Raw genomic sequence first — 12,167 nt, forward strand, 5'->3', positions numbered from 1 at the left:
CCATGATTTGTCCTTCTGCCGCCCTCGGGGCCATTTTATTGCTGTTCGTTCCACTGCTGCACGCGGCAGCACGCACGAATGTTTTGTTCATCATGGCGGATGACCTGCGGCCGGAGCTGGGCTGCTACGGCTCGGTGGCGGTCACTCCCCATCTGGATGCGCTGGCAAAGCGCGGCATGATTTTCCGGAAGGCCTACTGCCAGCAGGCGGTCTGCAATCCCTCCCGCTCCTCCATGCTGACCGGGCTGCGTCCGGACACCCTGGGGCTGTATGTGAATGGAACGCATTTCCGTGAGCTGAAGCCGGCGGTGAACACGCTGCCCGGATGGATGAAGGACCACGGCTACACCACCCGCTGCGTGGGGAAAATCTTCCACAACTGGCATACGAAGGAGCATGGCGACCCGCGCTCATGGAGCGCTCCGGAATTCCTGCACTACGCAAACCATGGCGATGACGTGCCGCAGGTCGGCGGACCGCTGCCGCCGAACCTGGCCACGCTCTCCAGCAGCCTGCGCCAGTATGGCAAGGTGCCGCTGTGCGAGTGCCGCGATGTGCCGGACGAAGCCTATTATGATGGACGGGTGGCCGCCGAGGCCGTGCGCGTGCTGGGGGAGATCAAAAACGAGCCGTTTTTTCTGGCCGTGGGTTTTTGGAAGCCGCACGCCCCGTTCAACGCTCCCAAAAAATACTGGGACATGTATCAGCGGGACCGGCTGCCGGTGCTCGATCCCGCACGGCCTGCCGCCGCTCCAGAGATCGCTTTTCACCCGAGCACGGAGATTCTGGGGCCGGTGAAAGATCAAAAGCAGCCCACGGCGGAGCAGGCGGCGGAGATGAGGCATGGGTATTTCGCCGCCATCAGCTACATGGACGCCCAGCTGGGGAAGGTGACCGCCGCGCTGGAAAAGCAGGGCCTGCTGGACTCCACTCTGATCGTGTTCTGGGGGGATCACGGCTACCACATCGGAGAACACAGTCTGTGGGCCAAGACCTCGAACTTTGAGCTGGATGCGCGTGTGCCGCTCATCGTGGTGCCGCCGCAGGCAAAGCATGCCGGGGCCAGCACGGATGCGCTGGTGGAAATGGTGGATTTATTTCCCACGATCACCGCCCTGTGCGCAGTCCCGGATGCGCCGGGGCTGGACGGGGTCAGCCTTGTGCCGCTGCTGAACGATCCCAAGGCCCAAATCAAGGATGCCGCCTACACGCAGTTTCCCCGACCTGCCTATCCGGACCGTACCCCGCGTGGCAGGCCGGAGGTGATGGGTGTGAGCGTCCGCACCCCGACGCTGCGCTACACGGAATGGCGGGATTTTGACACAGGCAGCGTGGTGGCGAGCGAGCTGTATGACCACGTCCGTGATGAGGCGGAAATGAACAATGTGATCGCCAGTCCGGCTGATCGTGCGGCCCTCGAACAGGCGCAGCAGCTTTTGGTACGCCAATTTCCGCGTGGAAAGCGATAAAACAGGCAGAAGGACTGTAAAAAAGCGCAACTTAATGGTTGCCAATGACGCCCAAATTTTGTTAATCATCATTAAGCCACATGAAAAATCGTTTTCTACTCCTTGCCTGCACCGTCTGCGCTCTTTCCAGCATCGCTTACGGTGACATCCAGTCTCCTCCCGGACATCACTTTACGTGGAGCCGGAAACTCAGCCGCGGTATCGGCAACGTTCTGTTTGGCTGGTTCGAATACCCGGCCACCTGGCGCAAGACCAACGAGTCTGACGGCTCCATCGCCGCTGCTTCCGACATGCTTGTTGAAGGAACCAAGCGCACTTTGGTGAGAGCTGGCTACGGTCTCTATGAGATTGCCACCTTCCCAATTCCTAGCTGGAAGCGCACCTACCGCCCACCTTATCATCACAAGGAAAACGTGGACACTTGGTGGGGCTACACGGAGTTCGCTCCTGAAGTGGGCTTCCGCTCCGAGATTCCGTATTCCTCCTCTCAGGGCTGGTAACAGCCAACAAGGCAAGTTTCTCAAGGCACAGACTGCAAACAGTCTGTGCCTTTTGTTTGCAAAGCAGGGTTCCTGCTGGCAAGAAAGAACCGTTTCCTCATGCCTGAAGCTCATAAGATCGACATCCGCCATGTGGCCAAGCTGGCCCGGCTTACGCTCACCGACGAAGAAGCCAAGCGCTACGAGTCCCAGTTGGACGGCATTCTGACTTACATCGACACGCTGACGCGCTACAATCTGGACGGAGTGGAGCCGACGGCGCACGCCATGCCCGTCTATGATGTGCTGCGTGCGGATGAGCCCCGTCCTGGCTTTACCCAGGAGCAGGCGCTCTCCAACGCGCCGAAACGCATCGCCGACCAGATTCAGATCCCCAAGGTGATCGAGTAACCGTCCAACCTCTGCCGCTGCTTCCAGCTCTCTTTTTCCTATGCTCGCCTCCTCCACCATCGCAGCCTTGCGCAAAGGCATCACTGCGGGTGAAATCACGCCACGAGACATCGTTTTGGATGTCGCCAAATCCATCGAAGCAGGCAATGCGGAGATCGGTGCCTATTTGTCCTGGGACGTTGAAGCCGCTCTCGCGGAAGCCGACCGCGCGGATATCACGAAGCCGCTGGGGGGCATCCCCATCGCGGTGAAGGATAACATGAACGTGACCGGCCAGCCCTGCACCTGCGGTTCCCGCATCCTGGCTGAAAACTACACGGCCCCCTACGATGCGGGCGCGATCCAAAAGCTGCGTGCGGGTGGTGCCATCCCGTTTGGCCGGCTGAACATGGATGAATTTGCCATGGGCTCAAGCACGGAGAACTCCGCCCTCGGCGTCACGCGCAATCCGCGTGATCTTTCCCGCGTCCCCGGCGGCTCCAGCGGTGGCAGTGCAGCGGCGGTGGCGGGGGATCTCGCCATTGCGGCCTTGGGTTCAGACACGGGTGGTTCCATCCGGCAGCCTGCGGCGCTGTGCGGCTGCGTGGGCATCAAGCCCACCTATGGCCGTGTTTCACGCTATGGGCTCGTGGCGTTCGCTTCTTCGCTGGACCAGATCGGCCCGGTCACCAAGACGGTGGAAGACTCCGCGCTCTTGCTGAACCATCTTTGTGGTTACGACGCCCATGACTCGACTTCGCTGAATATCGAGGTTCCGGATTTCACCGCAACCCTTGGCCAGGACATCAAGGGCCTGCGCATCGGCCTGCCCAAAGAGTATTACATCGACGGCATCCATGCCGGGGTGTCTGCCAGCGTGCAGGCGGCGATCCGTCAGCTGGAGTCTCTGGGAGCGATCATTGAAGAAATCAGCCTGCCGCATACGGAGCTCGGTGTGGCAACATACTACGTGCTCGCTCCAGCAGAAGCCTCGGCCAACCTCGCCCGCTTTGACGGTGTGCGTTACGGCCACCGCAGCAGCAGTGCAGGGGATTTGATGGAGCAGTACACGAAGTCCCGCTCAGAAGGTTTCGGCCCCGAGGTGAAGCGGCGCATCCTGCTGGGCACCTACATGCTCAGCTCAGGTTACTATGACGCGTATTACATCCGTGCGCAGAAGGCGCGGACGCTGATCCGCAATGACTTCACGGAGGCCTTCAAGAAGGTGGACGTGATTCTTTCCCCTACCAGCCCCACACCAGCCCACAAGCTGGGTGAACTCAAAGACAACCCGCTGGCGGCTTATCTCGAAGACGTGTTCACCATTCCCGTGAATCTGGCCGGACTTCCGGGAATCAGTCTGCCATGCGGCACGGTGGATGTGGAAGGCAAAGCGCTTCCTGTGGGACTGCAGATCGTGGGCAAAGCGCTGGATGAAGCCACCGTGCTGCGTGTGGCGCATGCGTATGAGCAATCGCGCTGAGGAACGTGAATAAAGTGAATAAAATCTCTCCACAGAGTTTGACAAAAGAACGCGCTGGTCTATTCTCGTTGCCCGCTGTTTCAAACACGGCGGGAAGGTAAGTTTCAACGCACCCGTAGCTCAACGGATTAGAGCATCTGACTACGGATCAGAAGGTTTCAGGTTCGAATCCTGACGGGTGCGCCACTTATCAATGAATGAGTTAAAAAGTGTCAGTCAGCCTGACAAAACAACAATTGTTGCTCCTGCGTCGGAGCACTTTTCAAAGTTGTTTGCCCCGTCCTCATCAAATCATCACGCAATCGAGGAAGTCGGCGACGAACTCATTCTTGGGATGCTCGCGCAGCTGCTGCGGTGAGCCGATCTGCTGGATGTCTCCTTCATGCAGAACGACGACGCGGTCGGCGAGTTCGAAGGCTTCGTCCTGATCGTGGGTGACAAACAGGGTGGTGACTTTGGTTTCGTCGTGGAACTGGCGCAGCCATTTGCGCAGGGTTTTGCGCACCTTGGCGTCGAGGGCGCCGAAGGGTTCATCGAGCAGGAGGACCTGCGGGCCGACGGCGAGGGCGCGGGCGAGTGCGACGCGCTGCTTCTGGCCGCCGCTGAGCTGGGACGGGTAGCGTGAACCGTAGCCTTCCAGGGCGATGCGGCGCAGGAGCTCCGTGACGGCTTTGTCGATTTCTTCGCGGTCGGGCCGTGTGGCACGTGGCATGACACGGAGGCCGAAGGCGATGTTTTCCGCGACGGTCATGTGATTGAAGAGGGCGTAGTTCTGGAAGACGAAGCCTGCCTTGCGCTCGTAGGCGCTGCGGTTGGTGACGTCGGTGCCGTGGAACTGGATGCTGCCTGCGCCGGCATCGGCGAATTCGAGTCCGGCGATGATGCGCAGCAGCGTGGTCTTGCCGCTGCCACTGGGGCCGAGCAGGGCGACGAGTTCGCCGGTTTTGACTTCAAGGTCGACGTTTTTCAGCGCCTGGAAGCTGCCGAAAGATTTGGAGATGTGGTGGATGTGGATGCTCATGCTGCTCCTCGGCGGGTGGTCGTCAGAGTTTTCAAAATCAGGGTCACCAACGCCAGCAAAGCCAGCATGGAGGCGACGGCAAAGGCGGGAACGAACTGGTATTCGTTGTACAAAACTTCGATGTGCAGCGGCACGGTGTTGGTCTTGTTGCGGATGTGGCCGCTGACCACGGAGACGGCGCCGAACTCGCCCATGCTGCGTGCGTTGCAGAGAATGATGCCATAGAGCAGGCCCCATTTGATCTTCGGCAGGGTGACGCGCCAGAACATCTGGAAGCCGTTGGCACCGAGGGTCATGGCGGCCTCTTCTTCAGCCTGGCCCTGCGCCTCCATCTGCGGGGCGAGGATGCGGGCGACGAAGGTGAAGGTGACGAAGATGGTGCTGAGAACGATGCCGGGCAGCGCGAAGATGATCTTGAAGCCGTGCTCTTTCAGCGCCGGGCCAAACAAACCCTGCGCGCCAAAGAGCAGCACATAGACCATGCCCGCGATGACAGGGGAGACCCACAGCGGCAGCTCGATGAGGGAGGTGAGGAGGCGTTTGCCACGAAACTGAAAACGCGAGACGCACCAGGCGGCGGCGAGGCCGAAGAGCGTGTTGAGCGGGACGGTGATGGCGGCGACTTTCAGCGTGAGCCAGATGGCGTGCATGGTGGCGCGGTCATCGAAGGCTTCCACGAAACCTTCCCAGCCCTTGCGGAAGGCTTCCTGAAAAATGACGACGAGCGGGAGAACAAACATGAGCCCCATGAAACCCACAGCGGTGCCGATGATGAGGCAGCGCGAGAAGAGGGAGTCGGAGGTGGCTTTGCGAGGCCGGACGGTGCGCGGTGGATGGATGTCGATGATGGCGGCCATGCTTTAAAAATGCGAAAGGGGGCAGTAAGTGGAAAAAAGGTAAGGGTGATTCGTCATCTCATGCCTGTGCGTTTGCGGCTCCACTGCGCGAGCAGATTGGAGAGAACGAGGATGGCGAAGGAGGCGGCGAGCATGATGACGCCGATGGTGGCCGCGCCGGAGTAGTCGTACTCTTCGAGGCGCATGGTGATGAGCAGGGGGGCGATCTCGGTCTTGAAGGGCAGATTGCCGGAGATGAAGACGACGCTGCCGTATTCACCGACGGCGCGGCCAAAGGCGAGCGTCATGCCGGCGAGGGTGGAAGGCAGCAGTGCGGGAAACACGATGCGTGTGAGCGTCTGCCAGCGGTTCGCGCCGAGGCAGGCGGCGGCTTCCTCGACATCCATGGAGAGATCTGCGATGACGGGCTGCAAGGTGCGCACGACGAAGGGGAAGCCGACGAAGGTGAGGGCGATGGTGATGCCTAGCGGTGCGTAGGCGGCCTTGATGTCATGCTGTGCGAGCCATGCGCCGATCCAGCCATTCGGCGCATAGAGTGTGACCAGCGCGATGCCCGCGACGGCGGTGGGCAGTGCGAAGGGGAGATCCACCATGGCATCCAGCAGGCGGCGGCCGGGGAAGGCGTAGCGCTCCAGCGCCCATGCGGTGATCAGGCCGAAGACGCCATTCACCAGAGCGGCGGCGAAGGCCGTGCCGAAGCTGAGCTTGAGCGATGAGATCACTCGCGCCTGGGTCAACGTGGCAAGCATGTGTTCCCAGCCGCCGCTCGTAGCCTTCCATACGAGCATGGAGAGCGGGAAGAGCACGATGAGGCTCAAGTAGGTGATGGTGAAACCCAGCGAGAGCCTGAAGCCGGGAAGGATATGGCGTGGGCGTGACAAGGGATGAAGCAGGCTGGTTATCAATGAGCGTGTGGTGCAACGTGAATGCGCTTCACTCTGATGAAGCGCATCACGCAGGGCGGACCTTTGGGGCTTGCTATTTTTCCTGGTAGATCTGGTCAAAGATGCCGCCGTCGTCGAAGTGCTTTTTCTGCGCCTTGCCCCAGCCGCCGAAGTCGCCGTCGATGGTGACGAGGTTCAGCTTGGGAAAGCGGGCGCTGTATTTGGCAGCGGCAGCAGCGTCACGCGGGCGGTAGTAATTTTTGCCGATGATCTCCTGCGCCTCGGGAGAGTAGAGGTATTCGAGGTAGGCTTTGGCGACTTCGGCGGTGCCTTTTTTCTCGGCGTTCTTGTCCACGACGGCCACGGTCGGCTCGGCGAGGATGCTGATGGAGGGAATGATGATCTTGGTCTGGCCGGGGAACTCACGCTGGATGAGCCAGGCTTCGTTTTCCCAGGAGAGGAAGACATCGCCGATGCCGCGCTGTGCGAAGGTGGTGGTGGCGGCACGTGCGCCGGTGTCCAGCACGGGCACGTTCTTGAAGAGCGCGGCGATGAACTCCTTCGCCTTGGCTTCGCTGCCGGTTTTCTTCAGCGCATAGGCCCAGGCGGCGAGGTAGTTCCAGCGGGCGCCGCCGGATGTTTTTGGATTCGGAGTGATGACGTTCACGCCTTCTTTCACGAGGTCGTCCCAGTCCTGGATGTTCTTCGGGTTGTCCTTGCGCACGACAAAAACGATGGTGCTGGTGTAAGGGGCGCTGCTGTTGGGAAGGCGCTTCTGCCAGTCCTTCGAGATCAAGCCGGCCTGCTGGCCGATCACGTCAATGTCTCCGGCGAGTGCGAGGGTCACCACATCGGCTTCAAGGCCATCGATGACAGCGCGAGCCTGTTTGCCGGAGCCGCCGTGGGACTGGTCGACGCTGACTTTTTTGCCGGTGGTTTCCTTGTAGTGCTTGGCGAAGGCCTTGTTGTACTCCGAGTAGAGTTCGCGGGTGGGATCGTAGGAGACATTGAGCAGCTCAAAGTCGGCTGCGTGGGCGGTGAGGCCGAAGAGGACGGTGGAGAGGAGGCTGAGGCGTGTTTTCATGAGGTTTGAGAATAGGATTGGAAATGACGAGGTTTGTTGGCGGTTCGGTGTTTGCCCTTTCACTTTTCAAAAGAAGCGATGACTGAATTCGAAGTAAGCGAAGTTGGTGCTGGGGCGCTGCAGCTGGCGCTCCACAAAGCCGCCTGCAGCAAAGTAGGCGTAGCCGATGGTGAACTCTGTTTTCGCGTCCCAGGTGTAGCGGGCGCGGATGTCGAACTCCTGGCCGAGGAAGTTCCCGCTGCGTCCAGTGCGATCCCGGGCGTTGTTGGCGGCGTTGAAGCGGTCCGTGCCGCTGGCGAGCCAGTAGTAGCTGTAGCCGAAGTCCACGCGCAGATTGTGGCGCGGCTTGAGTTCCACCCGAACTTTGGGAGTGCTGATGTTTTCAAAGACGATGTAGTCGTTCGCCGACCACGGACGGCCGAAGCCAAAGAAGCGCTCGAAGCGGTTGTCCGTGCTGTCGTTCGGATTGCGGTCGCCGCTGGCGTAGCCGTAAAACAGGCTGACGCGCGGTTTCCATGGATTGGAGCTGAGAGTGTAGCCCACCTCCACCGTGCCGGCATAGGCGCGCACCTTGCTGGTGCCGTTCTGGCCAAACTGGTAGTTCATGCTGGCGTCATAGTCGAAGCCCGTGGCACCGATGATGCCGTAGCCACGCAGGCCGGGATTGTGCACCATGCGCTCCGCCACGCCGCGATAGGCGGACTGATGCAGCGCGAGGTAATAAGGCTCCAAGGTGATGATGTCCGACCACTGGCGCAGATGGCCGATGGCGGCATACATCCACTGCTGCTCCACCGGGCGGTCCATCTGATACAGCAGACGGTTCAGCGGCTGCACGGCGAGGAGGTCGAGCTGCCAGTCGCTGCTTTCCTGGCCAAGGCTGGCTTGGAAGCCCTGGAAGGCGTTTGCGGTGTTGCGCCACTGGTTGTTGCCGATGAGGCGGCGGTCGAGGAATTCGAAGTTGTGGATCCCGTAGCGGATGCTCAAGGGCCGTGCGTTGCCGATGGCGTCATGTCCGAAGAGGTCTTTGAAATAGAGCTCCACGTAGGCGCGGATGATCTCAAACTCATTCACGTCGCGGTTGTCACGCGCATAATGGCTGTTTTCGCGGCGTGAGTCCTGCATCTCAAACGCAAAGCGAAAGGGGTCGAGGATGTCCTTGATGCCGATGTAGGCGCGGGTGCGGTGGAGCAGGGGCTGGTCCACTCCCTTCTGCGCACGGCGCAGGTCGTTGTCGCGGTACTCATAGCGGAAGCGGTAGTCCAGGCCGACATCGAGCCATTTGACGTTCAGCAGCGAATCGACGCCAAGCTCGCTCACGTTGCGCACATACTTCGGCGGATCTGGATCACGCGTCGTGCTGTAGCTGAGCGGGTTTTGGTAATAGGTGCCGCGGGTGAGCTTCTTGGACTCCACTTCAGCAGCAAAGGCAGCGGTCGCGGTGAGGAGCAGGAGACCAAGCGCCTGTGTCAGGAAGCGCTGATCCAGTGTTCTTGTCGAGAGGGTCTTGTTCATGTTTGAGCGGCTGCGGAACGGTGGCCTGTGTTTCGGTTTGGGACCGACCTGATCCTTTCGGATCACGCGTTGGGACAGCGCCTGAGATGCTTCAAACAGATGCTTATGCATGCTTCGAACACCTCCGGTGGTCCGGTCAGTCTCTTGAGGGTGGCGGGGAATCGGGTGGATTGCTTCGGCCTGTGTTGAGTAATATGTTACAAAATACATACGGCAAGTAGGAATTAAAAAAATAAGTCATGCGCTGGTGCGGCGGCGAATCCCCGGGCTTCTCAAAGGCCGGATGTGTTTCATCGTTTCTGCCGGATGGCGGGCTGCATCATTTTTGAATGAGTCGCGTTTTTCCGGTTGATGGTTTTTAAATCATATACAATTAATAGAAGTAAGGCGCACCTGACCGCAGACCGCCGGGAGGCATTGAGATTTGACCGCCTCCATCCGGTGTGCCGCATCACGCGATGTGAAGATGCGGCGGTAAAACAACCGGCATAGAAAAATAACAGCCGCATTCCATCATGCACAACGATCAAAAATTCACGCTGCGCGAATGGCTTCTTGAGCAACTGCTTCAGGAACAGCAGGTCATTCAGCCTCCCAATGCCAGTCTTCTCGCCACCTTCAAAAGCAGCCTGCGGCTGCTGTCGCATGATTATGCCGTGGTGGTTGTGGTCTCAAAACTCCCTGCACAGCAGCTCGTGGGAAGACCTTTGCAGCTGCTGATCACGCCGCGTCAGCCCGCTGCGGCCGCCATCCTGATTCGTGTTTCCGGCGTGCTGACATTCACGGATGAAAGCTGTGCCGGTCTGGACTTCAAACCGTCTGCGGTGGATGTTTCGAACACCCAGGCGGGCATCCTTCGAGGAGAGTTCCGGCATGAGGATGAGAGCTCGCAGGACATCATCGGTCATCTGCATCATGTCCTGGATGTTTTGCGCCACACATCCCAGCCTGGCGTGGCATTGAGCGCGTGAACCATTCGGAACTGCCTCCTATGTCAGCACTTCGCATTTCCTGCTTTGGCATTCTGCTCAAGCATTACTTGCTCCGTCACCACGCCGATGCAGTCGCTCCGAAAGGGAGGTTCAGTACTGCCATTGAGCACGCCTTGTCAGCTGTCCCAATTGATTTCCAGATTCATGCCGATGTTCCCGAACGAACCTGGGATGCCACCATGACCGAGGAATATCTTCAGGTTCATATCAGCCTGCGACTTCCGGATGAACCCTTGGGAGGCGTGATCCTGCTGTCTGTGCAGGGCATTTTATCCCGTGGTCGTCAGGAGCAGGCAGTGAATACTCTCATGCCGGGCCGTCTCAATCTGGCTGACTCCACAGGTCTGCATCTGGGTGCTCTTCAGATACAGACAGCGCTGGCTCTGCTGGCGCAGCCGGTGATCACCGCCGTGGTGGTGAGCGAATCCCGCATTGGAATTTTCCAGGCCATTCATCAGCCCCCGCGGTTTAAAACAGCACGGCAGCCGCATGCAGAAATCAAGCTGGCCCGCGTGGCGTGATCTCACACTGCGCGCCGCCGGCGCAGCAGCAGCAGGGCCAGCCCGAACATCGCCAGAAGCGCACGGGAGGGCTCCGGTGCTGCGGCTACGACGCTGAGCGTGCCGCTGGAGTAAAGCTGGCTCCAGTCCCACGCGAGGCCCAGGCTGCTGAGATCCGGCAGGCCGGTGACGCTGGAAAAGGTGCCGGAGACGGAGGTCCAGTCGATGAGGTTCCATGTTGATCCTGCCACCCATGTGCCGCTGGTGACCGGCAGCGCTGAGTGGATGGTGAGCGTGGCTCCGCTCAGTGTCACCGCGCCGCCGATGATGTCGAGGTCGATGCTGCCGCTGAGCGTGAAGCCCGCGCCGGCCTGCAGCGTGAGAGTTTGTGCATCCTGAACTCCGTTCTGGCCCGCGAAGATCACTCCGCCTGTCTGCTGGGTCAGGGCCGCGCCCGCAGTAAGCGATCCCGCGGTGCCATTGCCACCGAGGCGTCCGCCGCTGGCGATGGTGAGGGAGCCCGTTCCCGTGGCAGAGCCCGTCGCGTTGTTCACCATCAAGGTGCCGCCACTCACCGTGGTGCCGCCGCTGTAGGTGCTGGCTCCGGCGAGAATCCACACGCCTGCGTCCTGCTTCACGAGTGCCACGGCATTTGTGCCGCTGGTGCCTGCGCCGGTGTTGTTGATGATGGCGCCCTGGATCGTGTTCGCACTGGTGTTGCTGCCCTACTTTTATGGTAGGAATTAAATGGCCTATAACCACTATTCGTCAAATAGACTTTAAAATTGTTCTGTCATTGTTTTGTCACAGTTCGCCTGTCACGTCCTGAACAAGGTGAGCAACGCGCAGGCGCAGCATGGCGTAATGACTGAAATGCTCAGGGCTGAAAGGTGCGGAGGTGGCCGGTGGCGGCATCAATCTGGACGGTGACGAAGTTTTTGAGCTTCGTGTCACGCAGTTGCGCGTCCTTTTCATGCAGGGTAAGGAACCACGGCCTGGCAGGCTGAAGAGCGGGGCTGCCGTCTGAGTGGAAGCGCAGGGCGATGTAGCGGCCGTAGATGTCTGATGCACTTTGCTGGAAGCCGAGGTCGATGATGGAGGAGCGGGTGGCGTCTGCGCTGATTTCGATTTCCTGATCGAGGCTGGTGACGGCGCCGATGGGTTCAAAGACGTCGGTGGCAGGGGCGTTGGTGACATCTTCCGGCGGGCGCAGGGTGTGGATGCGCAGCTTCCGCAGCGTGGGCCGGCCGTCGATGAGATCGGCAGCTTCGTAAACACGGAGCTCGGCGTCGGTGTTGAAGAGGATGGCGAGGGACTGGGCCTCCATGAGGCGGTTTTGCACAGCCTCTGAAGCTGTGCGCAAACGCGCCGAGGCGGCCATGCCGGCGATGTAGGGCGCGCTGAGCACGGCGATGACCGTGATGATGCTGACGACGACGATGAGTTCAATCAAGGTGAAGCCCGGGCGGCTGGGATGGGTGCGATGGATCATG

The 12,167-nt window shown here is 60.0% G+C and carries 12 protein-coding genes, 1 tRNA gene and 1 pseudogene; 7 read left to right on the plus strand and 7 right to left on the minus strand.

What is annotated here, in order from left to right; all coding sequences use genetic code 11:
* The first annotated feature begins 2 nt into the window (after window positions 1–2).
* From AC3RLQ_RS02060 to AC3RLQ_RS02080, 5 genes are all read left to right on the plus strand, one after another.
* A complete protein-coding gene (locus tag AC3RLQ_RS02060; RefSeq protein ID WP_493033866.1) occupies window positions 3–1,469 on the plus strand; it encodes a sulfatase in 1,467 nt (488 codons plus the stop codon).
* 80 nt (window positions 1,470–1,549) lie between these two features.
* Window positions 1,550–1,969 (plus strand): exosortase system-associated protein, TIGR04073 family, encoded by a 420-nt coding sequence (locus tag AC3RLQ_RS02065; RefSeq protein WP_493033868.1) that lies wholly within the window; start codon window positions 1,550–1,552, stop codon window positions 1,967–1,969.
* Window positions 1,970–2,068: 99 nt separating this feature from the next.
* Window positions 2,069–2,359 carry an Asp-tRNA(Asn)/Glu-tRNA(Gln) amidotransferase subunit GatC gene (gatC, locus tag AC3RLQ_RS02070; protein WP_493033870.1) on the plus strand — a complete coding sequence of 97 codons (291 nt, stop codon included), beginning with the start codon at window positions 2,069–2,071 and terminating at the stop codon, window positions 2,357–2,359.
* 40 nt (window positions 2,360–2,399) lie between these two features.
* Complete coding sequence (gene gatA / locus AC3RLQ_RS02075; RefSeq protein ID WP_487687212.1) at window positions 2,400–3,821, plus strand: Asp-tRNA(Asn)/Glu-tRNA(Gln) amidotransferase subunit GatA; 1,422 nt, start codon at window positions 2,400–2,402, stop codon at window positions 3,819–3,821.
* Between the two features lie 109 nt (window positions 3,822–3,930).
* A tRNA-Arg gene (locus tag AC3RLQ_RS02080) sits at window positions 3,931–4,007 on the plus strand.
* 118 nt (window positions 4,008–4,125) lie between these two features.
* Here AC3RLQ_RS02080 and AC3RLQ_RS02085 read toward each other — a convergent pair.
* The 5 genes and pseudogenes from AC3RLQ_RS02085 to AC3RLQ_RS02105 all read right to left on the minus strand — a co-directional run.
* Window positions 4,126–4,842 (minus strand): annotated as a pseudogene (locus AC3RLQ_RS02085) (sulfate/molybdate ABC transporter ATP-binding protein); the annotation flags it as partial.
* The gene (gene cysW / locus AC3RLQ_RS02090; protein WP_493033872.1) at window positions 4,839–5,699 is read right to left on the minus strand and encodes a sulfate ABC transporter permease subunit CysW; all 861 of its coding nucleotides are present in this window, start codon (window positions 5,697–5,699) and stop codon (window positions 4,839–4,841) included. The gene cysW and the pseudogene AC3RLQ_RS02085, both read right to left, overlap by 4 nt.
* 53 nt (window positions 5,700–5,752) lie before the next feature.
* The gene (gene cysT / locus AC3RLQ_RS02095) at window positions 5,753–6,580 is read right to left on the minus strand and encodes a sulfate ABC transporter permease subunit CysT (RefSeq protein ID WP_493033874.1); all 828 of its coding nucleotides are present in this window, start codon (window positions 6,578–6,580) and stop codon (window positions 5,753–5,755) included.
* 97 nt (window positions 6,581–6,677) lie between these two features.
* Window positions 6,678–7,667 carry a sulfate ABC transporter substrate-binding protein gene (locus AC3RLQ_RS02100; RefSeq protein WP_493033875.1) on the minus strand — a complete coding sequence of 330 codons (990 nt, stop codon included), beginning with the start codon at window positions 7,665–7,667 and terminating at the stop codon, window positions 6,678–6,680.
* Between the two features lie 66 nt (window positions 7,668–7,733).
* Complete coding sequence (locus tag AC3RLQ_RS02105) at window positions 7,734–9,182, minus strand: alginate export family protein (protein ID WP_493033876.1); 1,449 nt, start codon at window positions 9,180–9,182, stop codon at window positions 7,734–7,736.
* A 515-nt stretch (window positions 9,183–9,697) separates the two neighbouring features.
* Here AC3RLQ_RS02105 and AC3RLQ_RS02110 point away from each other — a divergent pair.
* Entirely contained in the window at window positions 9,698–10,153 is a 456-nt protein-coding gene (locus tag AC3RLQ_RS02110) for a hypothetical protein (protein ID WP_493033878.1), read from the plus strand.
* 134 nt (window positions 10,154–10,287) lie between these two features.
* Window positions 10,288–10,695 carry a hypothetical protein gene (locus tag AC3RLQ_RS02115; RefSeq protein WP_493033880.1) on the plus strand — a complete coding sequence of 136 codons (408 nt, stop codon included), beginning with the start codon at window positions 10,288–10,290 and terminating at the stop codon, window positions 10,693–10,695.
* Window positions 10,696–10,697: 2 nt separating this feature from the next.
* On the opposite strand, the gene AC3RLQ_RS02120 is transcribed toward AC3RLQ_RS02115, so the two are convergent.
* Both AC3RLQ_RS02120 and vccD read right to left on the minus strand, forming a co-directional pair.
* Entirely contained in the window at window positions 10,698–11,312 is a 615-nt protein-coding gene (locus AC3RLQ_RS02120) for an autotransporter-associated beta strand repeat-containing protein (RefSeq protein ID WP_493033882.1), read from the minus strand.
* A gap of 239 nt (window positions 11,313–11,551) precedes the next feature.
* Window positions 11,552–12,166: a Verru_Chthon cassette protein D gene (vccD, locus tag AC3RLQ_RS02125; protein WP_493033884.1), complete on the minus strand. Its 615-nt coding sequence runs from the start codon at window positions 12,164–12,166 to the stop codon at window positions 11,552–11,554.
* Window position 12,167: the final 1 nt, after the last annotated feature.

The organism is Prosthecobacter sp. GW821-HT29F12, assembly GCF_058803405.1.